The 26,217-nt window shown below is 70.0% G+C and carries 21 protein-coding genes; 9 read left to right on the forward strand and 12 right to left on the reverse strand.

Annotation, left to right across the window (positions count from 1 at the left end):
• The first annotated feature begins 39 nt into the window (after window positions 1–39).
• Both ACYVKA_RS01700 and ACYVKA_RS01705 read left to right on the forward strand, forming a co-directional pair.
• On the forward strand, window positions 40–1,890 hold the full coding sequence (locus tag ACYVKA_RS01700) for a DUF2207 domain-containing protein (protein WP_460702488.1): 1,851 nt from the start codon (window positions 40–42) through the stop codon (window positions 1,888–1,890).
• 19 nt (window positions 1,891–1,909) lie between these two features.
• On the forward strand, window positions 1,910–2,536 hold the full coding sequence (locus ACYVKA_RS01705; protein ID WP_394275833.1) for a uridine kinase: 627 nt from the start codon (window positions 1,910–1,912) through the stop codon (window positions 2,534–2,536).
• Here the strand turns inward: ACYVKA_RS01705 and ACYVKA_RS01710 are convergent.
• The gene (locus ACYVKA_RS01710) at window positions 2,517–3,386 is read right to left on the reverse strand and encodes a Sir2 family NAD-dependent protein deacetylase (protein ID WP_394275837.1); all 870 of its coding nucleotides are present in this window, start codon (window positions 3,384–3,386) and stop codon (window positions 2,517–2,519) included. The genes ACYVKA_RS01705 and ACYVKA_RS01710 overlap by 20 nt on opposite strands.
• A gap of 59 nt (window positions 3,387–3,445) precedes the next feature.
• Here ACYVKA_RS01710 and ACYVKA_RS01715 point away from each other — a divergent pair, with 59 nt between their 5' ends.
• A complete protein-coding gene (locus ACYVKA_RS01715) occupies window positions 3,446–4,360 on the forward strand; it encodes a lysostaphin resistance A-like protein (RefSeq protein WP_460702490.1) in 915 nt (304 codons plus the stop codon).
• Here ACYVKA_RS01715 and metG read toward each other — a convergent pair.
• A complete protein-coding gene (gene metG, locus ACYVKA_RS01720; protein WP_460702492.1) occupies window positions 4,350–6,155 on the reverse strand; it encodes a methionine--tRNA ligase in 1,806 nt (601 codons plus the stop codon). The genes ACYVKA_RS01715 and metG overlap by 11 nt on opposite strands.
• A 93-nt stretch (window positions 6,156–6,248) precedes the next feature.
• Here metG and ACYVKA_RS01725 point away from each other — a divergent pair, with 93 nt between their 5' ends.
• Complete coding sequence (locus ACYVKA_RS01725) at window positions 6,249–7,115, forward strand: hypothetical protein (protein ID WP_460702494.1); 867 nt, start codon at window positions 6,249–6,251, stop codon at window positions 7,113–7,115.
• A 105-nt stretch (window positions 7,116–7,220) separates the two neighbouring features.
• Here ACYVKA_RS01725 and ACYVKA_RS01730 read toward each other — a convergent pair whose 3' ends face one another.
• Together ACYVKA_RS01730 and ACYVKA_RS01735 are read right to left on the reverse strand one after the other, a co-directional pair.
• Complete coding sequence (locus tag ACYVKA_RS01730; protein WP_460702497.1) at window positions 7,221–8,438, reverse strand: hypothetical protein; 1,218 nt, start codon at window positions 8,436–8,438, stop codon at window positions 7,221–7,223.
• 114 nt (window positions 8,439–8,552) lie between these two features.
• A complete protein-coding gene (locus ACYVKA_RS01735) occupies window positions 8,553–9,458 on the reverse strand; it encodes an RNase H family protein (protein ID WP_460702499.1) in 906 nt (301 codons plus the stop codon).
• Window positions 9,459–9,541: 83 nt separating this feature from the next.
• On the opposite strand from ACYVKA_RS01735, the gene ACYVKA_RS01740 reads away from it, so the two are divergent.
• Window positions 9,542–10,864: an LCP family protein gene (locus ACYVKA_RS01740; RefSeq protein ID WP_460702501.1), complete on the forward strand. Its 1,323-nt coding sequence runs from the start codon at window positions 9,542–9,544 to the stop codon at window positions 10,862–10,864.
• A 34-nt stretch (window positions 10,865–10,898) separates the two neighbouring features.
• Here the strand turns inward: ACYVKA_RS01740 and ACYVKA_RS01745 are convergent, their stop codons facing one another.
• Window positions 10,899–11,963 (reverse strand): adenosine deaminase, encoded by a 1,065-nt coding sequence (locus ACYVKA_RS01745; RefSeq protein ID WP_460702503.1) that lies wholly within the window; start codon window positions 11,961–11,963, stop codon window positions 10,899–10,901.
• A gap of 107 nt (window positions 11,964–12,070) precedes the next feature.
• Here ACYVKA_RS01745 and ACYVKA_RS01750 point away from each other — a divergent pair, with 107 nt between their 5' ends.
• On the forward strand, window positions 12,071–14,203 hold the full coding sequence (locus tag ACYVKA_RS01750; RefSeq protein WP_460702505.1) for an acyltransferase family protein: 2,133 nt from the start codon (window positions 12,071–12,073) through the stop codon (window positions 14,201–14,203).
• 9 nt (window positions 14,204–14,212) lie between these two features.
• Here the strand turns inward: ACYVKA_RS01750 and ACYVKA_RS01755 are convergent, their stop codons facing one another.
• From ACYVKA_RS01755 to ACYVKA_RS01785, 7 genes are all read right to left on the reverse strand, one after another.
• Entirely contained in the window at window positions 14,213–14,635 is a 423-nt protein-coding gene (locus ACYVKA_RS01755) for a cytidine deaminase (RefSeq protein ID WP_460702507.1), read from the reverse strand.
• Window positions 14,635–15,993, reverse strand: coding sequence for an ABC transporter permease (locus ACYVKA_RS01760; protein WP_394276101.1), 1,359 nt, complete (start codon window positions 15,991–15,993; stop codon window positions 14,635–14,637). The genes ACYVKA_RS01755 and ACYVKA_RS01760 overlap by 1 nt, the downstream gene beginning before the upstream one ends.
• Entirely contained in the window at window positions 15,990–17,219 is a 1,230-nt protein-coding gene (locus ACYVKA_RS01765) for an ABC transporter permease (RefSeq protein ID WP_460702509.1), read from the reverse strand. The genes ACYVKA_RS01760 and ACYVKA_RS01765 overlap by 4 nt, the downstream gene beginning before the upstream one ends.
• Window positions 17,216–18,775, reverse strand: coding sequence for an ABC transporter ATP-binding protein (locus tag ACYVKA_RS01770; protein WP_460702511.1), 1,560 nt, complete (start codon window positions 18,773–18,775; stop codon window positions 17,216–17,218). Before ACYVKA_RS01770 ends, ACYVKA_RS01765 begins: the two co-directional genes overlap by 4 nt.
• Before the next feature lie 158 nt (window positions 18,776–18,933).
• A complete protein-coding gene (locus ACYVKA_RS01775) occupies window positions 18,934–20,052 on the reverse strand; it encodes a BMP family lipoprotein (protein WP_460702513.1) in 1,119 nt (372 codons plus the stop codon).
• A gap of 142 nt (window positions 20,053–20,194) precedes the next feature.
• Window positions 20,195–21,421, reverse strand: a complete 1,227-nt coding sequence (locus ACYVKA_RS01780; RefSeq protein WP_460702515.1) for an aminoglycoside phosphotransferase/kinase family protein — start codon at window positions 21,419–21,421, stop codon at window positions 20,195–20,197.
• Between the two features lie 2 nt (window positions 21,422–21,423).
• Window positions 21,424–22,824, reverse strand: coding sequence for a hemolysin family protein (locus tag ACYVKA_RS01785; protein ID WP_460702716.1), 1,401 nt, complete (start codon window positions 22,822–22,824; stop codon window positions 21,424–21,426).
• Window positions 22,825–23,059: 235 nt separating this feature from the next.
• Between ACYVKA_RS01785 and purU the strand changes: the two genes are divergently transcribed.
• From purU to ACYVKA_RS01800, 3 genes are all read left to right on the forward strand, one after another.
• Window positions 23,060–23,917, forward strand: a complete 858-nt coding sequence (gene purU, locus ACYVKA_RS01790) for a formyltetrahydrofolate deformylase (RefSeq protein ID WP_394276109.1) — start codon at window positions 23,060–23,062, stop codon at window positions 23,915–23,917.
• 152 nt (window positions 23,918–24,069) lie between these two features.
• Entirely contained in the window at window positions 24,070–24,489 is a 420-nt protein-coding gene (locus ACYVKA_RS01795; protein ID WP_394276106.1) for a DUF485 domain-containing protein, read from the forward strand.
• On the forward strand, window positions 24,486–26,153 hold the full coding sequence (locus ACYVKA_RS01800; RefSeq protein WP_460702517.1) for a solute symporter family protein: 1,668 nt from the start codon (window positions 24,486–24,488) through the stop codon (window positions 26,151–26,153). The genes ACYVKA_RS01795 and ACYVKA_RS01800 overlap by 4 nt, the downstream gene beginning before the upstream one ends.
• The last annotated feature ends 64 nt before the right edge of the window (window positions 26,154–26,217 follow it).

The raw sequence follows: 26,217 nt of genomic DNA on the forward strand, positions 1-26,217 counted from the left end.
GGGATCCGCCCCGGCGGGTCCCCCTCCTAGAGTGGGGGCATGGAGATCTTGCGCCGCCGTCTGTTGTCCCTGCTGGCCTGCCTGGCCCTGGTGCTGGGCATGGTCGGGTTCGCGGCCGCCCCCGCACGGGCCTCCGACGATGTCCCCTCCGACTGGCACATCACCCGCTACGAGACCACCGCCCACATCGCCGGCAATGGGGAGGCGAAGGTGCGCACCACCATCGACTTCGACTTCGCCGGCGAGGCGGGCCACGGACCCTTCATCACCTTCGTCACCCGCCAGGCCATCAAGGACGACCCCGACCACTGGCGCTCCATCGACATCAGCAAGATCGAGGTGAGCAGCCCCACCGGCGCCCCCACCCCCTTCGAGACCGAGACCGAGGACGGGGCGATGCTGCTGCGCATCGGCGACCCCGACCGCGAGGTGAGCGGGCTGCAGACCTATGTGGTCGACTACACGCTGCACGGCATCGTGGACCCCCGCAATGCCACCAGCGGCCTGGACGAGGTGAACTGGAATGTGGTCGGCAGCGCATGGCAGGTGCCGCTGTCAGGGATCAGGACCACGCTGAACCTGCCCGGTGGCACCGAGCGCATCGCCTGCTTCGTCGACGAGTCGGACCCCTGCACCGCCACCGGACAGCAGGGGCGCACCGTCACCTTCGAACAGGACCAGCTCGAGGCCGAGACCCCGCTGCGCGTCGTCGCCGGCCTGCCCGCCGGCACCTTCACCGGCGCCGAGCCGCGCCTGGCACCCCGCGTGAACCCGCTCGGATCGCTGTCGCCCACCAGCCGGGACGGCGCCAATGGCATCGCCGCCGCCACCCTGGCCCTGGTCGGCGGAGCGCTGGTGCTGCGCCAGGTGCGGCGCCATGGGCGCGACGAGGCCTATGTGGGCATCACCCCCGGCCTGACCCCGACTGGCGGCGACAGTCCCGCCGTCCGCACTGCCCGTCGCAAGGCGCCGGTGGCCGTGCAGTTCACCCCGCCCAGCGGCACCGGCCCGGGCGAGGTCGGCACCCTGATCGACGAGAAGGCCGACGTGAAGGACGTCGTCGCCATGATCCTCGACCTGGCCGTGCGCGGCCACATCCGCATCGAGCAGCAGGGCACCAAGCACTGGCGCTTCGTGCGCCTCGACCACGACGCACCCCTCAGCCTCCCGGAGGAGCGCCTGATGGCCGACCTCTTCCACAAGGCTTCCTCGGTGACCACCAAGGACCTGCGCAAGGAGCGCTACGCCAAGCTGGTGCCCACCGCGCAGGAGAAACTCTACGAACAGGTCACCGGCGAGCGGCGCTGGTTCCGCCAGAACCCTGACAAGATCCGCAGCACCTGGGTCATGGTGGGCGTGCTGGTGGCCGGCATCGGGATCGTGCTCGCCCTGGGTGGCCTGCTGGCCCGGATGTCGCTGCCCGGTATCGCCCTCGCCCTGGTCGGCCTGGCGATCATGGGCTGCGCCAGCTTCGCCCCGGCCCGCACCCCCGAAGGCTCGGCCGTGCTGGCCCAGGCCAAGGGTTTCGAGCTCTACCTGCGCACCGCCGAGGCCGACCAGTTGCGCTTCGAGGAGGGCGAGGACATCTTCAGCCGCTACCTGCCCTGGGCCGTGATGCTCGGCGTCGCCGACCGGTGGACGAGGCTCTTCGAACAGCTGGCCGCCGAGGGCCGCTATGACCTGAACCCCACCTGGTACGTCGGCAATGACATGGCCTTCGCCCACGGCTACTTCTACGGCGCCATGAACTCCATCGGCGAGACGCTGACCAGCTCGATGAACTCCTCGATGCAGGCCGCCGAGGCCGACTCGATGAAGGGCTCGGGTGGTGGTTCTGGCTTCAGCGCCGGTGGCGGCGGCTTCGGCGGTGGCGGTGGCGGCGGCTGGTGAGTCGGTAGACTGACCCCTCGTGCGTACCGTCATCCTGCTGGCCGGCCCTTCGGGCAGCGGCAAGTCGCGCCTGGTCAGGACCAGCGGTGCCGCCCAGCTGCGGCTCGACGACTTCTACCTCGACCACGACGCCCCGGGCCTGCCCCGACGCCCCGACGGGCTCGTCGACTGGGACCACGTCGACTCGTGGAACGTCGAGGCCGCCCTCGACGCCCTCGACGAGGTGCTGCGCACCGGCGGCTGCACCGCCCCCGACTACTCGATCTCGTTGAGCCGCGCCCAGGGCAGCCACCGCGTCGAGCTGGGCACCCGACGGGTCCTGATCGCCGAGGGCATCTTCGCCCCCGACCTGCTGGCCGCCTGCCGGGAGCGCGACATCGCGGTGACCGCGCTGTGGCTCGACCGCTCGCGCCATGCCAACTTCTCGCGCCGGCTGCGCCGCGACCTGGCCAGCAAGCGCAAGCCGCCGCGGGTGCTGCTGGAACGCGGCCGCCGACTGTGGCGCGAGGAGCCCGACAAGCGCCGCCGGGCCGTCGAGCTGGGCTTCCGGCCGATCGGGATGCGCCAGGCCATTGCCCTGGTCCAGCAGCTGCAGGGCGTCCAGCAGCTGCAGGGCGAGGACCACGTCAGCCGACCAGGGCGCTGAGCACCGTCGAGGTGTTGCCGTCGAGCCGCACCGTGGCGAGCTCGTCGGCGCGGGTGGCGCCATGGTTGACCACCAGCACCGGCTTGCCGGCCTTTGCCATGTGACGGGCGAAGCGCAATCCGCTCATCACGGTCAGGGAGCTGCCGGCCACCAGCAGGGCATCGGCGCGGTCGCACCACGCGAAGGCCTGTGCGACGCGCTGCGTGGGCACCGGCTCGCCGAAGAAGACCACGTGCGGCTTCAGCACACCCCCACAGACCAGGCAGGGCGGCACGACGAAGTCCTCCCACTCGTCAACCACCGCGTCGGCATCAGGGCGCAGCTCGGCATGGCCCATGTCCTGACGCGGCTCCACCTGCGGGTTCAGCTCGGCCAAGCGGGGTTGCAGCGCCTCGCGGGAGCTCACGTCGCCGCAGTCGAGGCAGACCACCTCGGCGGAGCGTCCGTGCAGGGTGACCAGTGGGTCCTGACCGGCGGCCTCGTGCAGCCCGTCGACATTCTGCGTCACCAGCCCGACCATTTCGCACGGCCCCTGACCGGCCCCCCAGCGGGCCAGCGCCCGGTGCCCGGCATTGGGCTCGGCATGGCCCAGGTGGGCCCAGCCCTGGTAGTTGCGGGCCCAGTAGCGGCGGCGGTTGGCCAGGTCACCGACGAACTCGGCATACAGCATCGGGGTGGCGCGTTGGGCCCGTGGCCCGCGGTAGTCGGGCACGCCGGAGTCGGTGGAGATCCCGGCGCCGGTGAGCACCACCACCCGATCCAGCTCCTCCAGCAGTTCGCGGGCGTCGGCGGTGCTCCCCCGCAACACTTCGGTCGGTTCCCACGCCCTCGTGGCCTGCCGGATCTTCATCTGCACCCCGCCACTCTATGCGGCCGCACCGAACTGCCATGAGTGCAAGAATCCGGGGCATGCTGATCGCCTCCCCCCTGCCCCACACCCCCGACACCCCACTGCCGGCCGGCTGGTGGCGCCACCCGTTGACGCGGCTGGTCTGCTTCCTGGTGCTGCTGGCGGCAGGTGCGGTGACGGTTGGCCTGGCGCTGGCTTCGCTGGGTCTGGGTGGGCCGTGGCTGATGGCGGTGGAGCTGGTCTCGGTGGTGCTCGCCTACCTGCTGGTCACGATGGGGCTGGAGGGGCGTCGCCCGCCCGTCGAACTGGACCCTCATCGGGCCGGTGGCCTGCTGTACGGCCTGACCCTGGGAGCCTTCGGCATGGCGCTGGTCTTCGGCCTGTGCTGGGCGCTGGGGCTGCGTGAGGTCACCGGCACCAATCCGCGGGCGCCGCTGGTGCAGCCGGTCCTGATGATGGGCCTCACCGCCGGGGTGGCCGAGGAGCTGGTCTTTCGAGGGATCCTCTTCAGGCTGGTGGAGAGAGGCCTGGGTACCTGGGGGGCGGCGGGCCTGTCGGGGCTGCTCTTCGGTCTGGTCCACCTGGGCAATCCGGCCGGTACCTGGTGGGGGGCGGTGGCGATCGCCCTGGAGGCCGGCGTGATGTTCGCGCTGCTCTACGCGCTGACCCGCAGCCTGTGGGTGGTGATCGGCGTCCACGCCGCCTGGAATGTGGTGCAGGGCCCGGTGCTCGGCTCGGCGGTCTCGGGGGCCACGGCCAATGGCGAAGGCCTGGTCGTCTCCTACCCGGTGGGGCCGGAGCTGCTCTCGGGCGGAACCTTCGGCCTGGAGGCCTCGCTGGTCTCGGTCCTGCTGTGGTGCGCCTTCTCCGCCTGGCTGGTGACGCAGCTGCGCCCCAGCGGACGCGTCGTGTTGCCGTGGTGGCGTCGACGCGCGCTGGAGCGCAGCTGGCAGGAGCAGTCGGTCAGGCCTTGACGATCGGAGCCCACTCGGGTCCGGTCTCGCCGAGCTTCTCGTCGAGCTTGGCGAAGATCGGGCTGGGCTTGGACAGCGGGGTCCCGGGCACGATCTCGCGGCGCTGCCAGGTGGCGGCCTCCTTGGCGTAGTCGCCCTGAAGCACCGGGTAGCTCTTCTCGCGGCCGTCCTCGTTCTTCTCGGTCACCTCGACCAGTTCGGGCTGCGCCGCCCACACGCCGGTGTTGCCCATCGCCTCGTGGACCTTCTGTGCCGCGTGCGGCATGAAGGGGGTCAGCAGCGTGTTGCAGTCGCTGACCGCCTGCAGCGCGACGTGCAGCACGGTGTCGCGGCGCTCCGGGTCGCTCTTGAGCTTCCACGGCTCCTGGTCCGAGAGGTACTTGTTGGCGAAGCTGACGATGCGCATCGCCTCGGTGATGGCGGCCTTGAACTTGCACAGGCCCAGCAGCTCGCCGACGGTCTCGAAGCCCTTCGCGGCGGCGTCCAGCAGTGCCTGGTCCTCGGCGGTGAACCCTGCGGCGGTCGGGATCGCACCGACATTCTTGTGCGCCATCGAGATGGAGCGGTTGACCAGGTTGCCCCACTCATTGGCCAGCTCGAAGTTGGTGCGGCGCACGAACTCGTCCCAGGTGAAGTCGGTGTCCTGGTTCTCGGGACCGGCCACGGCGATGAAGTAGCGCAGGGCGTCGGGGCCGAACTCGCGCAGGAAGTCGCCGACGAAGATCGACGCGCCGCGCGAGCTGGCCACCTTGGAGCCGCCCATGGTGAGGAATTCGGAGCTGACCACCTCGGTGGGCAGGTCGAGCTTGCCGAACCACTGCGAGGTGCGGCCGCCCTTGTCGCCCTCGCCGTTGACGCCCAGCAGGATGGAGGGCCAGATCACGGAGTGGAAGACGATGTTGTCCTTGCCCATGAAGTAGTAGCCCTTGGCCTGCCCGCCGGTCCAGAAGGTCTTCCACGCCTCGGGGTCGCCGGTGCGCCTGGCCCATTCGATGGAGGCGCTCAGGTAGCCGATGACGGCGTCGAACCAGACGTAGATGCGCTTGAGGTCGTTGTCCTCCCAGCCCTCCAGCGGGATCCTGATGCCCCAGTCGAGGTCGCGGGTGATGGCGCGCGGCTGCAGTTCCTTCACGAAGTTGGAGCTGAAGCGCAGCACATTGGGGCGCCAGTCCTGGCGAGTCTCCAGCCAGTCGCCCAGCGCCTCGGCGAAGGCGGGCAGGTCGAGGAAGAAGTGCTCGGTCTCGACGAACTTCGGCACCTCGCCGTCGATGTTGCTGTGCGGGTTGATCAGCTCGGTCGGCTCCAGCTGGCGGCCGCAGTTGTCGCACTGGTCGCCGCGTGCGCCGCCGAAACCACAGTGCGGGCACTCGCCCTCGATGTAGCGGTCGGCCAGGGTGCGGCCGGTCGACGGGCTGATGGCACCCATCTCGGTCTTGCTGACCACGTAGCCGTTGTCGTGCAGGACGGTGAACATCTCCTGTACCACCTGGCGGTGGTTGTCGGTGGTGGTGCGGGTGTAGAGGTCGTAGCTCAGGCCCAGGCCCTGCAGGTCGGTGGCGATGATGCGGTGGTACTTGTCGGCGGTCTGTTCCGCGGTCAGGCCCTCCTTGTCGGCCTTCACCTGGATGGCGGTGCCGTGCTCGTCGGTGCCCGAGACCATCAGCACGTCGTGCCCGCTCATGCGCATGTACCGCGCGAAGACGTCGGAGGGGACACCGAAACCGGAGACGTGTCCGATGTGACGGGGACCATTGGCATAGGGCCACGCGACGGCAGCGAGAACATGAGCGCACATGGGGCACAGCCTATCCCTGCGCCACCACCGGCCAGAACGGCCAGCCGCGGTGGCGGCGGGTATCGTGGCGGCGTCTGACGAGGAGCCCCACTGGTGATCACCTTCCACACCCCGCCCGGATGGCCCGACCCGCCCGAGGGATACCTGCCGACGCCCGACTGGCGACCCGACCCGTCGTGGCCGCCGGCCCCACCGGGATTCCAGTTCTACCGCGACGGCTACGGCTACCCCACGCCCCCGCCGCCGCAGTACTGGCAGCCGTGGACCAGCACCGACTGGTCACGCACGGGACAGCAGGTGGAGCCGGTCGAGGACCCCGACCTGCCCGAGCCGGGCCTGGCTCCCCCTCAGCCCGCCACCCGCTCCCTGCCCCCGCAGCGCCGCTGGCCGGCCTGGGTCGCGGCCGCGCTGGCCCTGGCGCTGCTGGCCGCCGGCGGCTGGTTCGGCTACCAACGCTGGTTCGGGCCCGCCGCCGCTCCCGGTCCGGTGGCCTCGGCCAAGAGTCTCTACGAGCCGCCACTGACCGTCGGTGCGGCCGGCTACCAGTTCGCCGACGAGGTCCCGGTCCAGGTCTTCAAGGGCGAGACCGACTGCATTCCGAAGCTGAACGCGGCGGTCGCCCCCGCAAGCCAGGCGGTCGTGGCCAACAGCGACCGCGGCTGGGGCGCCTACACCTGGCGCTTCGCCGACCAGTCCAGCGCCCAGAAGGCGTATGAGTCCCTGCGCACGGCCCTCGACGGCTGCACGGTCTCCGACTACACGCTGGGTGCACCCGTCGACAGCCCGAAGTCCGAGCAGCGCTGGACCCAGTACACCCAGAAGTCGGCCGACGGCACCGACCACGGCCGCATCGTGCTGACCAGTGACGCCAACACCCTCACCTGGCTGGAGGGTGGTCGCGAGGACATGGGTGCCACCGCCTTCGACGCGATCCGCGCCCGCCTGGCGGAGATGGACTGAAGGCGCGCCCGAGCCTTGACAGGACGCTGTGACGTGGCGCCCCGGGCCCACCCGAGGCGCCACGTCACAGCGCCCACTGCTGCAGCAGCAGCGTCCCCGCAGTGCTCAGCGACGGTCCAGCTGCGGCTTCTTCGCCGACCCGAGCAGCGTCGGCAGGGTCTTGTCATAGGCAGCCCGGAAGTCGGCAGCGGGCATCACCTTCGACGGCTTGGCCGCTGCCTGTGCCATCCCCCAGGTGCCGGCCCGACCGCGCTGGGCGGGAGTGCCGTGGTGCCCGGCCGAGTCCACCTGACAGTCACCGATGCCGAGCAGCACGTCGTCCACCTCGGACAGCGCAGCCTTCGACTCCTTCCCGCCGCGGGGATGGGCGACGAAGTAGGCGGCTGATGCATCGGCGTGCAGTTCGGTGTAACGGGTCTTCTGCGCCGTGGGCGCCTGCTGGTCCTCCGGGGTGATCATCCCGGTGGCGAACTGCACCTGGTGGCCGTACTCGTGGGCCAGCACCACCTGCGGCGCGATCTCCCCGTGCCCCAGGGCGTCATAGGCACGCAGCATCCCCTCGCCCATCACGATGCGGTCACCGGTTCCTGCCTCCGACGATCCAGGGATGGCCACCGCATTGAAGGTCAGCAGCGGGTTGCGTCCGTGGTCGAGGCCCGGGCTCAGCTGGGTGTAGGTGGCAACGGCCTGACCGAGCACCGATGCCAGGCCGGTGGGAATGCCAAGACCCTCGTAGACCGCCTGGACCCGATCCGGATCGGCGAGCATCTGCCCCGTCATGCCCTTGAGCTGGATCGACGGGCCGTCGATGTCCCAGAAGTGCTGCAGCTCTGCGAAGGAGGTCCGCAGCTGGTCGCCCTTGCCGGTGACGTCGACATTGTTGGCCTTCGGGTCCTGGGCCTGCACGGCCTCCAGCAGCGGCAGCATGTCGGCGGCGGTCACTGTGAGGAAGACCTGGTCGAGCAACGTCATGCCGGCGGCCTGCCCCTCCACATAGCGGGTCACCTCTGTCTCGCGCTGGCAGGCCTCCCCGTCTGCGGCCAGCAGGGGACGCTCGGGCAGGGGCACGTCGTGCTCGGCGAGGAAGGCACGCACCTTCTTCTCCACGCCTGCCTTGACGGCAGCGCTGCGGGCCTTGCGCAGGGCCTGCTGGCTGCGGGTGCTGGTGGCGTCGGCCTTGGCGGGGCTGCTGGCCCGAGTGGGGGTGAGGCCCGGGGCAGCCTGCGCCTGGGGGCTGGCGAGGACCGGCCCGAGTCCGGTGCCCAGCGCCAGGGTCACGGCGAGGGCAGCGGTCCTGGTGCGAGTCGGATGCTCATGGTGCATGGGATTCCTCCTGGGTGGGATGTGCACCAGTTTTGCCGTCAACGACCCTTGAGTGATCCGACGACAGGATGAACTCCGTCAATCGGACGGAGGAATCCCGTCACTTCATCCCCGTCAGAGGTCGGCGGGGGTGCCCTGGTGGAAGCGCAGCTTCCAGCCCTGCGGGGTGCGCACCCACACCGAGCTGCGCAGGGCGATCGCGCCACGGCTGCGTGAACGCCAGCGCAGCAGCACCACGTCCTCGGCCAGCCGGTCGGTGCCGATCACCTCGAGGGTGGTCGGATTGGTCAGCGGTGCGATGCTGGCCAGCATCCGCGCCCGGCTCCACAGCCGGCCCGAGGCTCCCACCTCGGTGAAGTCGGGGTGCAGCAGGGCCTCGACGCGCCGGGGATCGCTGCGCACGCTGTCGAGCAGCAGCGACTCCTCCAGGGCGATGACGTCCTGCGCCTCGGGCGGCTCGTCCGGCTCGTCCGGCTCGTCGAGGCTGAACAGGTCGAGCTCCACCGGGGCGGGGCGGGACGGGCCCACGTCCAGGCTGGTGGCGGCCTGCTCCCCCGCCCCCTGGAAGCCGGGCCCGGCGGGCACCTGGGTGCCGTCGCGGTAGGCGCGGGCTGCGGCCTGGGCGCGGGCATCGGCGGCCTCGTTCATCACGTGCCCGGCATGGCCCTTGACCCATTCGAAGGTGACGGTGCGCCCCACCAGCAACCTGTCGATCTCCTGCAGCAGTTCGACGTTCATGACCGGCTTGCCGTCGGCCTTCTTCCACCCGCGACGCTTCCAGCCGGCCATCCACTTGGTCACGGAGTTGATCACGTACTGCGAGTCGCACAGCACGTGCAGCGGCTCGTCGGGCAGCACGGCCGTCTGCTGCAGCAGGTTGAGCACGGCCATCAGCTCACCCATGTTGTTCGTGCCGCGGGGCCACCCGCCGGCCGCCCAGTTGCCCTCGTCGACATACCAGGCCCAGCCCGCCGGGCCGGGATTGGACAGGCAGGAGCCATCGGCAGAAGCTGTGATCACTCCCCCAGTGTGCCAGCCGCCCAGCGACACGACGCGGTTCTGCGCCCCGAGCGCCTAACATGGGGCGGGTGCGACGAGCTGACATGACCCACGAGGTGGACGACAGGTTGGTGCATCCTGCACGTCCCCGGCACCGAGGCCGAAGGATCCTGCTGGCGCTGCTGGTGCTGGGGCTCGTGCTGGCGCTCGGCGGTGTAGGGCTCTACCGCCACCTGAACCAGAACCTCGAGACGGTGGAGCTGCCCACCGACATCCAGGGTTCCCAGGTTGCGCTCCCGGGCCTGCCGAAGGGCGTGGCGCAGAACATCGTGGTGATCGGCACCGACTCGCGGCAGAACCCCAATGACTGCAAGCTGGGCGGCTCCTGCGGCGATGCCAAGATCGACGGGGACACCAACGCCGACGTCATCATGCTGGTGCACATCTCGGCAGACCACGACTCGATGAGCGTGATGAGCATCCCGCGCGACACCACCGTCGACCTGCCGGCCTGCGAGGGCAATGGGCACAAGCGCGAGGCCGGGCGTGACCGGATCAACGGCACCCTGAACTACGGCATCGACTGCACCCTGCGCACCATCCATGACCTGACCGGGCTGCCGATCCACCACTTCGCGATGATCGACTTCAGCGGCGTGGTGAGCCTGTCCGATGCCGTCGGCGGCGTCGACGTGTGCGTCAATGCCGACGTCTACGACACCTACTCCCACCTCAAGCTCGCCCAGGGCGACCACACGCTGGAGGGGGTGGCGGCGCTGCAGTTCGTGCGCAGCCGCCACGGCTTCGGCGACGGCTCCGACCTGGGCCGCACCGTCGCCCAGCACCTGTACCTGTCGGCCCTGCAGCGCAAGCTGGAGAGCGCCGGCACCCTGCTGAACCCGCAGAAGGTCTACCGGCTGGCCGATGCCGCCACCAAGGCCCTGACCGTCGACTCCGGCCTGGACAGCGTCGGCCACCTGGCGCAGGTCGCCACGACGGTGGGACGCATCCCCTCCTCCTCGACGGCCTTCCTGACCCTGCCGACCGCGCCCAATCCCAACAATCCGAACACGGTGGTTCCGGCCGAGAAGGCGGAGGCGATCTTCGCCAAGCTGCGGGCCGACCAGCCGCTGGTGGACCCCTCCCCCTCGCCCAGCGCGTCGGCCAGTGACGCGTCCGAACCTGCCAGCAGTGCCCCCCAGGCCTCGGCAAGCTCGCAGGCCACGACGCCCAGCACCTCGGCCTCCCCCTCGGCCGATCCCGAGGACCAGGCCTCGCAGGCCCAGGAGGGCAAGGTGAAGGTCTCCTCGGAGAGCACCGGCTGCGCCGCGGTGAGCACGCAGAAGACGGTGGAGATCAATGGCGTGCCGATGACCCCCACCGAGGCCTTCCACAACTCGCCCAAGATCCCCGTCTCGGCGCCGTGAGCGGGCCGTCGCCAGTCGTCCCGGCCCGCGGCGCTCAGGCGTAGGCGGGCACCACGACCTGCTCGACGACGGCCTCGCGCTCGGGGTGCGGCAGGAAGGCGCCACGCATCGAGTCGATCGCCACGCGGCGCAGCATCGCCAGGTCCCAGCCGAAGGCCTCCACCAGGTGGCCGAGCTCCTGCGACAGGGTGGTGCGACTCATCAGGCGGTTGTCGCAGCTGATGTTGATCCGGAAGCCCAGCTCGGCCAGCAGCCCGACCGGGTGCTCGGCCATCGTGGCCGCGATGCCGGTCTGCAGGTTGGAGCTCGGGGCCACCTCCAGTAGCACCCGCTCGTCGCGCACCCAGGCCGCCAGCGGGCCCAGTACCGGGACCTCACCGCTGCGGTCGATGTCGTCGACGATCCGCACCCCGTGGCCCAGGCGTCGGGTGCCGCATCCGTGCACCGCCTCACGGATGCTCGGCAGCCCGTAGGCCTCGCCGGCATGGATGGTCCAGTGGGCGTCGTGCTCGCGCAGGTGCGCGAAGGCGGCAGCGTGCCTGCTGGGAGGGAAGCCGTCCTCGGGGCCGGCCAGGTCGAAGGCCACCACCCCGGCGTCACGGTGGCGCACCACGAGTTCGGCCACCTCGAGGGAGCGGTCCTGTTGGCGCATCGCGGCGAGGATCTGCCGCGCCACCACCGGTGTTCCGGCTGCCTCGGCACGGGCCATGCCCTGTTCCAGGCCCTGGGCGACGGCCAGCACCGCCTCGTCGAGCCCCAGCCCGAGGCGCTGGTGCAGGTGCGGGGCCCAGCGCGTCTCGGCGTGGACCACACCGTCGGCGGCCATGTCGAGCACGAACTCCTCGGCGACGCGCTGCAACTGTTCGGCGGTCTGCATCGCGGCGACGGTCAGCTCGAAGGGCTTGAGGTAGTCCACCAGGGACCCGGCATCGCACTGCTCGAAGATCCACTCCTGCAGGGAACTGGCATCCGAGGTCGGCAGCGGCTGGCCGTTCTCACGGCACAGGTCCACCACCGTCTGGGGGCGCAGGCCGCCGTCGAGGTGGTCGTGCAGGCTGACCTTGGGCAGGCGGACCAGCGCCTGGCGATCGAGCATCATCGGCACAGGATATCCAGCTCCCGCCCGCGGATCCCCGGGCGGGCGCTTCGCGATCGGGGTGCCCGATCGGTAGCGTGGGCAGGGTTCTCCCCGACTGACAGGCCACAGTGACTGACACCACCCGCACCCCCGGCTCCCGGCGCAGGACCGGCTTTCGTCCCGACATCCAAGGGATGCGCGCGATCGCCGTGCTGTCCGTGCTGCTCTTCCACGCCGGCCTGCCGGGCCTGGAGGGCGGCTATGTGGGCGTCGACCTGTTCTACGTGCTGTCCGGCTTCCTGATCACCGGCCTGCTGCTGCGCGAGGCCGAGCGCACCGGGAGGATCGACTTCCTGGACTTCTACGCGCGACGCCTCAAGCGCCTGGCGCCGGTCTACCTCACGGTGCTGGCGCTGACCCTGGGCTTCATGGTCTGCTTCCTGCCTCCCCTGTACGTGGCCCGGTTCACGCCCGACCTGGTGGGCGCTGCCCTCTACGTCGCCAATGTCGTCTTCGCAGGCAGGACCACCGGCTACTTCGCCGAGGGCACCGACCCCTCCCCCGTCCTGCACTTCTGGTCGCTCGCGGTCGAGGAACAGTTCTACCTGGTGTGGCCGTTCCTGGTCCTCCTGGTGCTGCGCTGGGGGCGACGGCACCTTCCCCGGGCCGAGGGCCTGCTGCGCCGACGCGTGGGCCTGCTGATGGCGGGCATCGTCGTGGTCTCCTTCGTCCTGGCGGTGGTCCTGACGCCCCGCTTCCCGACGCCCTCCTTCTACCTGCTGCACACCCGCGCCTGGGAGCTCGGGGTGGGGGCGCTGCTCGCCTGCCTGCCGAGGCTGGGCGGTTCGCTGGCCGAGCGGGAGCGCACGGTCCTGCTCGCCGTGGGGTCCCTGGCAGTCGTCGGCAGCGTCCTGCTCTACGACGCCGCCACGCCCTTCCCCTCCTGGCCCGCCCTGGCCCCCGTCCTGGGGTCGGCGGCGATGCTGGTGGCCGGCAACGGCGCCACCTGCCGGCTCTCCCGGCTGCTGCTGGAGAACCGCGCCATGGTCTGGCTCGGGGACATCTCCTATTCGCTCTACCTGTGGCACTGGCCGGTACTGGTGCTGCCCGCCGCGCTGGCCGGGCACCGTCTGGACCTGCGCACGAACATTGCCCTGGCCGCCGCGTCCATCCTGCTGGCCTGGCTCAGCCACGCCACCATCGAGGAAGGCTTCCAGCACATGGCGGTGGAAGGACGAAGGGCGATGGTCTTCACCACCAGCCTGATGATGTCGGCCGCGCTGGTGCTGGCCGCCAACAGCAGCGCGGCCACCGCGCGCCGGGCCATGGAGGACCAGACCACCAGCACCCGCATCCCCGCCCTGGAGGAGCGGCTGCAGCAGGTGCCCTCCGAACTGCTGGCGCGGCATGCCAACGAGTCGGTCTCGGCCACGGGGCAGGTGATTGAGCCTGCACACCTGACGCCCTCGCTGGACGCACTCGAGTCCGACCTCAGCACGGTCCAGACCAATGGGTGCAGCGGCAACCGCGAGGCTGCCGCCACCGCCCGCTGCTGGGGCGGCGACCCAGGAGCGGACAAGGTCCTGGTGCTGCTGGGCGACTCCCACGCCAGTCACTGGTGGCCGGCCTTCGACGCCATCGGTCGCAAGGACCACTACCGGGTGCTCGCACTGACGCGCAATGCCTGCACCGTCAATGACCTGGGCGAGGTCCCCAGTGACCTCTCCGAGGCCCATGCCACGCAGTGCGCCGCCTTCCGGCAGGCTGCTGGCGCCGCCATCCAGGAGCTCGACCCCGATGTGGTCGTGGTCGCACAGACCATCAACCAGTACTTCGTCTTCTCCCCCGACCAGGCCGGCTTCACCGATCGCTGGCAGGGCTCGATCCGCACCGCGCTGGCCGGACTTCCTGACAGTTCCCGCCTGCTCTACCTGGGCGACTCGCCGTCCTACTCGGCCCAGCAGAGCGAGATGCCGCCGGCCGGTTCCTGCCTGACCCGGCACGTGGACGATCCGCAGCAGTGCCGCATTCCCTCCAGGGTGCCCGAGGTGGCGCGGGCGGAGACGTCCAGCCGGCAGGCCGTCGAGGACCTCGGCGGACGTTACGTCGACCTGTCGGCGATCCTGTGCACGGAGCAGCAGTGCCCGATGTCGACGCTCAACAACGTGCTCTACCGCGACTACACGCACGTGACCTCGGCGACGGCCCGCATCCTGCAGCCGGTGTTGGCCGACGAGCTGGCGCGCACACCGAAGCGCTGAGGCAGGTGCTCAGGCCGTTGCCGGACGGTCCAGGTGCTGGGGGCCGAAGGCCTGCGGCAGTACGTGGTCCATCGGCACGATGCCCTCCGGGGTCTCGACGAGCAGCTCGGCACCGCCGTGCTCCCACAGCAGCTGCCGGCAGCGGCCACAGGGCATGATCACCTCGCCGGTGTGGTTGCAGCAGGTGAAGGCCACCAGACGGCCCCCGCCCCCGAGCACCAGCTCGCTGACCAGGCCGCACTCGGCGCACAGGGTGACCCCGTAGCCGGCATTCTCCACATTGCAGCCGCTGACCACGCGGCCGTCGTCGACCAGGGCCGCCGCCCCCACGCCATAGCGCGAGCAGGGCGCATAGGCCCGGGCGCAGGCCTCCCGGGCGGTGGAGCGCAGCCGGTCCCAGTCGATCGCCTCCTGGGAGTGCACGCCAGCCATCAGTGGCCCTCCTTGACGTAGGGCTCGCCATCGGCCGCCGGGGCACGCACCCGGCCGACCAGGCCGGCCACGGCGATGATGGTGGCCAGGTAGGGCAGCATCAGCAGCAGCTGGCTGGGGGCGGGCGTGTTGAGCGCCGACAGGTTGGAGGCCATCTGCTTCACGAAGCCGAAGAACAGTGCCATCAGCGCGGCCAGTACCGGGTGCCAGCGGCCCATGATCAGCGCGGCCAGGGCAATGAAGCCATTGCCGACGGTGATGTCCTTGGCGAAGGCGCCGGTGGAGCCGACGGTGAAGAAGGCGCCGCCCAGGCCGGCGAAGATGCCGCCGACCAGCACCGATGACCAGCGGGTGCGGGCCACATTGATGCCCACGGTGTCGGCGGCCTTGGGGTGCTCGCCGACCGCGCGCACGTGCAGGCCCCACCGGGTGCGGTAGAGCAGGAACCAGACCACGACCACCGAGGCGATCGCCAGGTAGCCCAGGGCGGTCTGGCGGAAGAGCACCGGGCCGAAGAAGGGAATCTGGGACAGGCCCGGCACCTCCAGCGGGCTCATCTGCGGCGCCTGGTTCAAGGTGGTCGAACGGGGCTGCACCAACTGGTCGAACAGGAAGCCGGTGATGCCGGCGGCGAAGAGGTTGATCACCACGCCCATCACCACCTGGTCCACCAGGTAGGTGATGGTGAACAGCGCCAGCAGGGCGGCCATCAACACCCCCGCGATGACGGCGGCCAGCAGCGCCATCGGGATCGACTTGGTGATCGAGCCGACCAGGCCGGCAGCGAAGGCGGCGACGAGGAACTGGCCCTCGATGGCGACGTTCACCACGCCCGCGCGCTCAGACATCACACCGGCCAGCGCACCCAGCACCAGCGGGGTGGCGATGGCGATCATGCCGTTGAGCTGGTTGCTGACCGGGAAGGGCAGGTCGCGTCCGGCCACGGCCCAGGCCAAGAAGCCGACGACCACGGCGAGGGCCGCGGCGGTACCGGCCAGGGCCGGCGCCTTGCCGTGCAGGCGACCCGACAGGTATCCGAGGCCGGCCAGCAGCGTCACCAGGCCACACAGCAGGACGGTGGCCAGGCCGGGCAGCGAGATGGTGGGCAGCACGACGGGGTCGAAGGCATCGGAGAGGGCGAAGCGGGCGGTGCCGTGGGTGGTGAAGGCCAGCGCGAGCAGGGCCAGGCCGAAGAGGGTCACCAGGGCGCCGGTGGTGTGGCGGGTGCGACGGGCCTCGGCGCTCTCGGTGGTGCGCAGCACCACCTCCTGGCCAGAAGCGCTGCCCAGCACGGAAGGGCTGTCATCGGTCACGTCGCGGTCCTTCGGCTGCTGCTGTGGAAAGTATGTGGCCCTCATGCCGTCGCCCCGTTCTCGACGACGCTGGCCTCGCCCACCAGCGCGGCGGGGCGCGCCTTGCGGGCCTTGAGGAAGGGGACCAAGGTGCGCACCAGCATGGGTGCGGCGACGAACATCACGATCAGTGCCTGCAGCACCGTGGTCAGGGTCAGCGGAGTGTCGGCCTGGGACTGCATGGCCAGGCCCCCGGCATGCATGGCGCCGAAGAGCAGGCCGGCCAGGACCACGCCGAAGGGCTTGGAACGTCCCAGCAGGGCAACGGTGATGGCGTCGAAGCCGATCGACCCCACCAGGCCCGCCGACAGCGGCGTGGGCAGCCCGAAGTCACTGGGGCCCAGCGCGGCCTGCACCCCGGCGAGCCCGGCCAGCGCACCCGACAGGGTCATGGCCACCACCGTGGTGCGGCCGACGCTCATGCCAGCGGTGGCGGCGGCGTCGGGATTGGCACCGACAGCCCGGATGCGGAAGCCCACGGTGGAGCGTTCCATCAGCCACCACACGCCGGCTGCGGCCAGCAGCGCCAGCACAAAGCCCAGGTGCAGCTGGCCACCTTCCAGGCGCGGGAAGGTGGCGCTGAACTGCACCTCGGGGGCGATCGGGTCCTGTCGTCCCGGGCGCAGGAAGGCGGGCGTGGACAGCAGCCACGCCAGACCCAGGGAGGCGACGTAGTTGAGCATGATCGTGACGATCACCTCGTGGGCGCCGGTGGCAGCGCGCAGCCAGCCGGCGAAGCCACCCCACAGGGCGCCGCCGAGCACGCCGAGCGCCAGCGCCAGCGGCAGGTGCACCACCAGCGGCAGCCCGGTGATGGCGAAGCCGGCATAGGCGGCCAGGGTGGCGCCGACGATGGCCTGGCCCTGGGCGCCGATGTTGAACAGTCCGGCGCGGAAGGCCAGTGCCATGCCCAGGCCGGCGCAGATCAGCGGGGCGGCTGCCGCGGTGGTCTCGGTGATGGCCTTCCAGCTGCCCACCGAGCCCTGCAGGAGGGCACCGTAGGCGCCTGCGACCTTCTCCCAGGAAGCGCCCAGGGCGTCACCGGGACGGTCGAGGAAGTAGGCCCACTTGCCGCTGACCTCGGGATCTGCGGCCACCATCAGGATGGCGCCGATCAGGAAGGCCAGGACGAAGGCGGCCACGGTGGTGGTCACCTCTCCCCACGGGACCGCGTGGCGACGGGCGGGGCCCGTGCCTGCGGGCCGGGGCTGTTCGGGTGCTGCGGTGCTCATGCCCGCTCTCCTTCCTGGACCGCGGCCAGCGCCTCGGCCTGCGGAACGCCGGCCATCATCAGGCCGAGTACGTCACGGGGTGTGTCGGGGGGCACGATGCCCACGATGCGGCCGCGATACATCACCGCGATGCGGTCGGCCAGGGCGTCGACCTCGTCGAGCTCGGTCGAGACGATCACCACGGCGGTGCCGCGGTCGCGTTCGTCGACGATGCGCTGGTGCAGGAACTCGATGGCGCCGACATCGACTCCGCGGGTGGGCTGGTTGGCCACGAAGACGCCCAGCGGCCGGCTGAGCTCGCGGGCCATCACCACCTTCTGCTGGTTGCCGCCCGACAGGCTGGCCACCGGAAGGTCGATCGAGGCGGTGCGGATGTCGAACTCCTCGACGCGACTGGTGGCATTGGCGCGGATCTTGCCCAGGTCCAGCGCCAGGCCCTTGGAGAACTGGTCGACGTGGTTGAGCACCAGGTTCTCGGCGACGCTGAAGGGGCCGACGAAACCGTCCTTCTGGCGGTCCTCGGGCACGAAGCCGATGCCTGCCGCCAGGCTCTGGCGCGGGTCCATCCGGGTGATGTCGGTGCCGTCGACGGTGATGGTGCCGCTGGTGACCGGTGTGGTGCCGAGCAGCGCCTCGGCCAGCTCGGTCTGCCCATTGCCCTGCACGCCGGCCAGGCAGAGGATCTCCCCGCCGCGCACGGACAGGTCGACGTGGTCCACCATGACCGCGCCAGAGGGGGCGGCGACCACGAGGTCCTCGATCCGCAGGCGTTCCTCGCCGAGGGTGGGCTCTCCCTTGTCGACGTGCAGCCGGACGGCGCGCCCGACCATCAGTTCGGCCAGCTGGGCCTCGCTCATCTCGGGGCTGCCCTGCCCCACCACCTTGCCGCGGCGGATGACGGTGATCCGGTCGGCCACGGCGCGCACCTCGCGCAGCTTGTGGGTGATGAAGACGATTGCCTTGCCCTCGTCACGCAGCGCGACCATGACGTCCATCAGCTCGTCGATCTCCTGCGGGGTGAGCACGGCGGTGGGCTCGTCGAAGACCAGGTAGGTGGCGTCATTGGCCAGCGCCTTGAGGATCTCGACGCGCTGCTGGACGCCGACGGGCAGGTTCTCGATGACGGCATCGGGGTCGACGGCCAGCTTGTAGCGGTCGGAGAGCTCGCGCACCCTGGCGCGGGCGGCCTTCATGTCGACGGTGCCGGCGGGGCCCTGTTCGCGGCCCAGCACGATGTTCTCGGCCACGGTGAAGACCTCCACCAGCATGAAGTGCTGGTGCACCATGCCGATGCCGGCGGCCATCGCCTGCTTGGGATTGCCCAGTGCCAGCGGCTTGCCGTCGACGCTGATGGTCCCCTCGTCGGCCTGCAGCAGGCCGTAGAGCACGTTCATCAGGGTGGACTTGCCGGCGCCGTTCTCGCCCAGCAGGCAGTGGATCTCGCCGGGGTGAATGTCGAGGTCGATGCCGTCATTGGCGACGAGGTTGCCGAAGCGCTTGGTGATGCCCCGCAGTTGCAGGCCTGCCCCGCTCGGGGCACTGTCGGTGGTGGTCACGCGCATTCCCTGCTCTCCACAGAACTGTCCTTGGTCGTGGTGGGACCTTCCCAGAAGGATGGTGCCACATTCTCGTGACAGGACCGCCCCGACGGAGCCGGGCTGCGTCGGGGCGGTCCTGGGGTCCTGCATGCCGGGACTCGCGGTCCCGGAGGGGGTCACTTCGGCTGCGAGGCAGACTCGATGGTGATCTTGCCCGAGATGATGTCGGCCTTGATGGTCTCCAGCTCGCCCTCCAGCTCGGCGGGCATCTTCGACTCGAACTCGTGGAAGCCGGAGAGCTTCACTCCGTCATTCTTCAGGGTGCCGACATAGGGATCGGCCGAGAAGCTGCCCTCCTTGGCCGCCTTGATGACGTCGTAGACAGCGACGTCCATGGCCTTCTCCACCGAGGTGATGATCGACTTGCAGTAGTTGGCCGAGGAGACGCAGCCGTCGGTGTCCACCCAGACGGCGTTGACCTTGCCGCCGGACTTCTGGGCCACCTGCAGCGCACCCTCGCCGGCGGGGCCTGCGACGGGGAAGATGATGTCGGCGCCCTGGCTGGTCAGGGTCTGGGCGATCCGCGAGCCGCCGGCGACGTCGGAGAAGTTGCCGACGAACTGGCCGCCCTTGGGGTTCTTGGGATCCCAGCCGAGCACCTTGACGTTCTTCTTCTTCTGGGTGTTGTAGTAGGTGGCGCCCTGGTGGAAGCCGTCCATGAAGATGGTCACGGTCGGAATGTTCAGGCCGCCCAGCGTGCCGATCGAGCCCTTCTGGCTCATCGCGGCCGCGGCATAGCCGGCCATGAAGCTCGGCTCGGCGGTGTTGAAGATCAGCGGCTTGAGGTTCTTCAGGCCGGCGGTCTTGGACGGGTCGTTCCAGTCGACGATGGCGAACTGCACGTCGGGATTGGCCTTGGCGGCCGAGACGGTGGCATCGCCCAGCATGAAGCCGACGGTGACGACGATGTCGCACTTGGCGGCAATCATCTGGTTCAGGTTCTTGGTGAAGTCGCTGGCAGTCGCCGACTGCATCTCACCGGTCTGGATCTGCAGGTCCTTGACCGCCTTGACCAGGCCGTCGTGCGAGGTCTGGTTGAAGGACTTGTCGTCGAAGCCGCCCTCGTCGGAGACCATGCAGGCCTTGAAGTCACCGGCGGCGGCCGACCCGCCGGCGCTGGCGGTGCTGGTGGCGGTGGTCGTGGTGGTGCTGGTGGCATCGGGGGCCTTCGCGCACCCGGCGATGGAAAGGGCGAGGGCCGACAGCACTGCCGGCGCAACGAGGGACTTCTTCACTGGACTGCCTCCTGAGCAGTTGAACTGTGGATGCTCCTGGGGTGAGGGCGCGCGCACATCGTAACCTGCCGTTCACCCGCGACACGCCGCCGGGACCGGGCTGGCCCCGCGATCGTCCACCCGCTAGGAAAAGGTGGCTCGTTCAGCCGACCTGGCGCACCAGGGCCTCGGCCGCGTCGAGGATCGCCACGGTGCCTGCCTCCCAGTCGTCCTCCAGGCCCCTGCGCGGTCCGGTGCCCAGTGAGATGACCACCGCTGCCGTCCTGAGTCGCAGCTCGGCGGGATCGACGCGCTCGTCGAAGGCGGGCACCCAGGTGCGGATCAGGTGGTGCACCCGCCCGGTCTGGATGGCATCCATGCGCTGCACGGTGGTCAGGTGCGCCACCAGGCAGGCCAGGTCGTCGGCCCGGCGGCCGGGACCCAGGGTGTCGACGTCGAGCAGCCCCACGATGCGCCCGCCGGCCACGTGCAGCTGCCCCTCGTGAAGATCCCCGTGGGTGGGCTCGTCGCCGGCCGGAAGGCCTGCCAGCCCCTGGGTGATGGTCGCGGCCATCCAGGTCAGCCGCTGTTCCTGCTCGGGAAGGCTCTCGCCGATGATCCGGGCATAGTGCTCCACCGACTCACTCCACGACGGGCGCAGTTCCAGCTCGCGAACCTCGGCCGGCAGCCGGTCGAGCAGACCGATCACGGCATCGGGTCCGCACGGCTCGCGCTCGTCGAAGATGGCCTGCGCGAGGGGCCGGCCGGGCAGCTCACGCAGCACCAGCAGGTGCTCATCGGTGACGGCCAGCACCTCGGGAGCGCAGATCCCCGCCCGGGCGAGCATCTCGTGGCGTCGGACGATCGCATCGGCATGGGCGGCCCGCAACACCTTGATGTAGAAGACATGACCGGCGGCCTGTACCCGCACCACGGCCCGGCGGCGCGGCCGGTAGCCCACCATCCGCAGCTCCACGTCGGCGGACCGCACCGGGTGCGGCAGCAGCCGGTGCTCTCCGAGCAGCTCGGCCACCTGGTCCGGGAAGGCGGCGCGGGCCAGCCCGGGCAGGTCGGGGTCGAAGGGGTGGAGCCACACCGCGGCCTGCCGCTGGCCCTCGTCGAGCAGCAGCGCCGCCTCGTCGCGGGCATCGGGTCCGTGGGCCCGGACGCTGCACCCGATCAGCTCCTCGCGCTCGCCAGCGGCCCACCGCACCCGCGCGGCGTAGGTGGCGGTGGTGGTGCGGCCGGGGTCGTGGTCCAGGTGGTCGAGGTGCCAGTCGAGCAGCTCTCCCCCGGCCTGGCGGGCGGCCTGCTCCAGCAGGGGTTGGACGGCGGGGCCGCTGAGCAGCAGCTGGCCGTCGGGATCGCCGCCCTGTGCCGGTGCGCTCATCGTCATCCCTGGGCACCGGCCACGAACTGGTCGGCGGCCGTCGCACCGTCGGTGGTGACCTGGCTCGGCTCGGCCTCACCCTCGGGCGTGACGCGACGGGCGCTGAGCCAGGCGGCGCGGCGGCCGTCGAGCTCGGTCACCGACAGGACGACGGCTGCCTGTTCGGGCAGCCCGTCGGCGTGGGCTCCGTCGGGGTCGCGGTCGAGGACGACCTCCACCTCGTCTCCCACCACCGGGAGGCGTCCGAGCTGGGCCATGAAGTAGCCCGCGACGGTGTCATAGGGCCCCTCATCCAGCAGGTAGCCGAACTTGTCGGCGAACTCCTCCAGTGTCAACAGGCCGTCGACGTCGCTGAGCCGGGTGTGGACGTGTTCGGGCGCCTGGTCGTACTCGTCGGTGATGTCGCCGATGAGCTCCTCCACGAGGTCCTCGAGGGTGACGATGCCGGAGGTGCCGCCGTACTCGTCCTTGACGATCGCAAGGTGGGAGTGGGCTCGGCGCATGTCGCTCATGGCGCGCAGGATGCGCACCGTCTCGGGCAGGCTGAGCACCGGCCGCACGAGCTGGCGGATCGGGGTGGAGCGAGTGGCAGGGTCGAGGTCCATCAGGTCGCGCACGTGCAGGAAGCCCAGCACCCGGTCGCGGGAACCGTCGGTGACGGGATAGCGGGAGTGGGGCGCGCCCTGGACCTCGCGGATCGCCTTGTAGGCGGGCATCTCGCCGGGCAGGAAGTCGACCTCGGTACGAGGCACCATCACCTCGCGCAGACTGCGATCGCCGGCCTCGAAGACCTCGTCGACGATGTGGCGCTCCTCGTCGCCCAACGTCTGGGAGCCGATCACCATCTGGCGGATCTCCTCGTCACTGACCTCCTCGCGGGAGGCCTTCGGGTCACCGCCGAGCAGCCGGACGGCCACGTCGGTGGACTTGCCGAGGAACCAGATGACCGGACGGGCGACGCGGGCAATGGTGTCCACCAGGGGAGCGACGGCCAGGCTGAAGCCCTCGGCGCGCTGCATCGCGATGCGCTTGGCGGTCAGTTCGCCCAGCACGATGGAGAAGTAGGAGATGGCCACGGTGATGAGCACCAGGGCCAGGGTGTTGGCCACGCCGGAGGGCAGTCCGAGCCCCACCAGCAGCGGGGAGAGGGCGGGCGCCAGGGTTGCGCCGCCGAAGGAGGCGGACAGGAAGCCGGAGACGGTGACACCGATCTGCACCGCGGACAGGAAGAGGTTCGGGTCGCCCACCAGGCGGGCCACGGCCTCGCCGCGCTTGCCGCGGGAGGCCAGGTTCTTCACCTGGCTGTCACGCAGGGAGACCAGCGCCATCTCGGCGCCGGAGAAGACGCCACCGATGCAGATGAACAGCAGGATCAGTCCGACATTGGTGAGGACCTCGCCGATGCTCACAGCACGCGTCCTTCACGCGTCGGGATGCACCAAGGGGGTTGGTGGCCCTCCTGGTCGCTGGTGGGCGGGGGCAATGAAGTGCTGTTGGTCACAGGGGAAGGATACAGAGCACCCGCCGCGGGTCAGGGACAATGCGGGTCCGGCACGTGGCATGTTCGCCGGCAGGGCCGTCGTGCATGGCTAGGGTGGTGGGATGACAAGCAGCCCCTCCCCCCTGTCTGGACCCGCCATGGCCGAGCCCGCGCCGCACCGCTGGGTGCTGACGGTCAGCTGCCTTGACCGTCCGGGGGTGGTGCACGCGGTCTCGGGCGCCGCGATCAGCGGGGGCGGCAACATCGTGGGCGCGCAGCAGTTCACCTCGCACGACACCGGCCGTTTCTTCATGCGCCTGGCCCTGGACACGCCGCTGCCCCGGGCGGGGGTGGAGGCTGCCCTGGCGAGCGTGGTGGAGCATTTCGACGCGGAACTGACCCTGGACGATGCCCGGCGGCCAATGCGCACCCTGGTGCTCGCCTCGAAGGCGGGGCACTGCCTCAATGACCTGCTCTTTCGCCAGCGCAGCGGCTGGCTGAACATCGACGTGCCGCTGGTGATGGCCAACCACGAGAGCCTGCGTCCACTCGCCGACTTCTACGGCATCGACTTCGAGTCGCATGTCGTGTTGCCCGAGACCAAGGCTGCCTTCGAGGAGCGGGTGATGGAGGTGGTGGAGTCCGAGCAGGTGGAGCTGGTGGTGCTGGCCCGCTACATGCAGATCCTCTCGCCCGAGCTGTGCCAGGCACTGGCCGGGCGTGCCATCAACATCCACCACTCCTTCCTGCCTGGTTTCAAGGGGGCCAATCCCTACCGGCAGGCCCATGAGCGGGGGGTGAAGCTGATCGGTGCGACGGCGCACTTCGTCACCAGCGACCTTGACGAGGGTCCGATCATCGAGCAGAACGTGACGCGGGTGGACCACTCGCGCACGGTCGCCGAGCTGGTCTCGATCGGACAGGACCAGGAGAGCCGCACGCTCACCGAGGCGGTGCGGCTGTTCGCGGACCGTCGGGTCTTCCTGGACGGGCATCGCACCGTGATCTTCAGCTGAGGTCTCCCTGGCCTGGCGGTTCCAGCCACCCCGCGGGCAAACTTTTGTGAGAAAACTAACAGAGGAGTGGTGACAGCCCTCCCAGATGCCGCTAGTTTGCTGGCAACCCGCGCCAAGGACGGCGCCGGTGACACGCAGACGCAAGGAGCCCAATGCCCACGCCACACGCGGCCGAGCACCACCCCGAACGTGAACCAGACCTTCCCCCCATCCCGGGAGGTACTGCCCAGCCGAGTGGCGCCACCGCTGCCCGCCGCATCGCCACACCCGAGGAGCTGTCCGCGGTCCAGGCCTCGGCAGAGTTCCAGGAGCTCAAGAAGCGCTTCCGCAACTTCGCCTTCCCCCTCAGCATCGCCTTCCTCATCTGGTACTTCGCCTATGTGCTGCTGAGCACCTATGCCATCGGCTTCATGAGCCGGCCGCTGTTCGGCCACGTGACCATCGGCCTCTTCCTCGGACTGATGCAATTCGTCACCACCTTCGCCCTGACGGCCATGTACATCCGTCACGCGAACAAGAACCTCGACCCCATCGCCACCAAGATCCGCGCTGAGCTGGAGGACCACCGATGAACCTCGTCCTGCCCGTGCTGCAGACGACGCTGCTGGAGATCAAGCTCGGCAACCCGATCGCCAACATCGCCATCTTCGCCCTCTTCGTGGTGGCCACCCTGACCATCGTCATCCGCGTCTCCACCGGCGGCAAGAAGAAGGCCAGCGACTTCTACACCGGCGGCGCCTCCTTCGACGGCCGCCAGAACGGCCTGGCCATCGCCGGCGACTACCTTTCGGCAGCCTCCTTCCTCGGCATCGTCGGCGCCGTCGCGCTGAGCGGCTATGACGGCCTGCTCTACTCCATCGGCTTCCTCGTGGCCTGGCTCGTCGCCCTGCTGCTGGTGGCCGAGCCACTGCGCAACACCGGCAAGTACACGATGGCCGACGTGCTGAGCTTCCGCACGCAGGAGAAGCCCGTCCGCATGGCGGCCGCACTGTCCACACTGGCCGTCTCCTTCTTCTACCTGCTGGCCCAGATGGCCGGTGCCGGCGGCCTTGTCTCGCTGCTGCTCGGCGTCACCGACAGCAAGATGCAGAACCTGGTGATCCTGCTGGTCGGCCTCCTGATGATCGTCTACGTGCTCATCGGCGGCATGAAGGGCACCACCTATGTGCAGATGATCAAGGCCGTGCTGCTGATCGCCGGCGCCGGCATCATGACCTTCTGGGTGATGGCCCATGCCGGTTTCAACCTGTCAACCCTGATCGGCAATGCCCAGGCCCACGCCGATGGCATCAAGGCCGCCGACCCCACGCAGGCCGCCGACTGGCGCAACCTGACCGAGCCGATGGGCAAGTACGGCAAGAACAAGCTCGGCTTCATCTCGCTGGCCCTCGCCCTGGTGCTGGGCACCGCAGGCCTGCCGCACGTGCTGATGCGCTTCTACACCGTGCCCACGGCCAAGGAGGCCCGTCGCTCGGTCACCTGGGCCATCGGCCTGATCGGCGCCTTCTACCTGTTCACCATGGTCCTGGGCTACGGCGTGGCCTGGCTGGTGGGCTATGACGTGGTCAACTCGCTGCCCGGCAAGGCCAATGCGGCCGCACCGGCACTGGCCTTCTGGCTGCCCGGCAAGGGCCTGGGTGGCACGCTCTTCCTCGCCGTGATCGCCGGCATCGCCTTCGCCACCATCCTTGCCGTGGTCGCCGGCCTGGCCATCACCGCCAGCGCCTCCTTCGCCCACGACATCTACAACTCCATCCTCAAGGATGGCCACGCCGACCCGGCCCAGGAGGTGAAGGTGGCCCGCAACACCGTCATCGTGATCGGCGTGCTGGCCATCGTCGGCGGCATCGCGGCCAAGAGCCAGAACATCGCCTTCCTGGTGGCACTGGCCTTCGCCATCGCAGCCTCGGCCAACCTGCCCTCGATCCTGTACTCGCTGTACTGGCGTCGCTTCAACACCCGGGGCGCGGTCTGGTCGATCTACGGCGGCCTCATCTCGGCCCTGCTGCTGATTACCTTCTCGCCCGCCGTCTCGGGCTCGAAGACCGCCATGTTCCCCCATGCCGACTTCGCCTGGTTCCCGCTGGACAACCCGGCCCTGGTCAGCGTCCCGATCGGTTTCATCCTGGGCTGGCTCGGCTCGATCACCTCCAGCGAGCACAATGCCGCCAAGTACACCGAGATGGAGGTCCGCTCCATGACCGGTGCCGGCGCGGAGGGCGCCATCTCGCACTGATCCGGACGACGGCGATGGCCGTCCTGCCCCGAACCGGTTCCCGGTTCACCAGGGAGGACGGCCA

This window comes from Luteococcus sediminum, assembly GCF_054783495.1.

What these genes read in the sequence shown, in the direction of transcription:
- ACYVKA_RS01700 (WP_460702488.1), top strand. Translation starts at nt 40, where the DNA reads ATGGAGATCTTGCGCCGCCGTCTGTTGTCCCTGCTGGCCTGCCTGGCC.
- ACYVKA_RS01710 (WP_394275837.1), bottom strand. Translation starts at nt 3,386, where the DNA reads ATGAAGATCCGGCAGGCCACGAGGGCGTGGGAACCGACCGAAGTGTTG.
- ACYVKA_RS01715 (WP_460702490.1), top strand. Translation starts at nt 3,446, where the DNA reads ATGCTGATCGCCTCCCCCCTGCCCCACACCCCCGACACCCCACTGCCG.
- metG (WP_460702492.1), bottom strand. Translation starts at nt 6,155, where the DNA reads ATGTGCGCTCATGTTCTCGCTGCCGTCGCGTGGCCCTATGCCAATGGT.
- ACYVKA_RS01730 (WP_460702497.1), bottom strand. Translation starts at nt 8,438, where the DNA reads ATGCACCATGAGCATCCGACTCGCACCAGGACCGCTGCCCTCGCCGTG.
- ACYVKA_RS01740 (WP_460702501.1), top strand. Translation starts at nt 9,542, where the DNA reads ATGACCCACGAGGTGGACGACAGGTTGGTGCATCCTGCACGTCCCCGG.
- ACYVKA_RS01745 (WP_460702503.1), bottom strand. Translation starts at nt 11,963, where the DNA reads ATGATGCTCGATCGCCAGGCGCTGGTCCGCCTGCCCAAGGTCAGCCTG.
- ACYVKA_RS01755 (WP_460702507.1), bottom strand. Translation starts at nt 14,635, where the DNA reads ATGGCTGGCGTGCACTCCCAGGAGGCGATCGACTGGGACCGGCTGCGC.
- ACYVKA_RS01760 (WP_394276101.1), bottom strand. Translation starts at nt 15,993, where the DNA reads ATGAGGGCCACATACTTTCCACAGCAGCAGCCGAAGGACCGCGACGTG.
- ACYVKA_RS01765 (WP_460702509.1), bottom strand. Translation starts at nt 17,219, where the DNA reads ATGAGCACCGCAGCACCCGAACAGCCCCGGCCCGCAGGCACGGGCCCC.
- ACYVKA_RS01780 (WP_460702515.1), bottom strand. Translation starts at nt 21,421, where the DNA reads ATGAGCGCACCGGCACAGGGCGGCGATCCCGACGGCCAGCTGCTGCTC.
- purU (WP_394276109.1), top strand. Translation starts at nt 23,060, where the DNA reads ATGGCCGAGCCCGCGCCGCACCGCTGGGTGCTGACGGTCAGCTGCCTT.
- ACYVKA_RS01795 (WP_394276106.1), top strand. Translation starts at nt 24,070, where the DNA reads ATGCCCACGCCACACGCGGCCGAGCACCACCCCGAACGTGAACCAGAC.
- ACYVKA_RS01800 (WP_460702517.1), top strand. Translation starts at nt 24,486, where the DNA reads ATGAACCTCGTCCTGCCCGTGCTGCAGACGACGCTGCTGGAGATCAAG.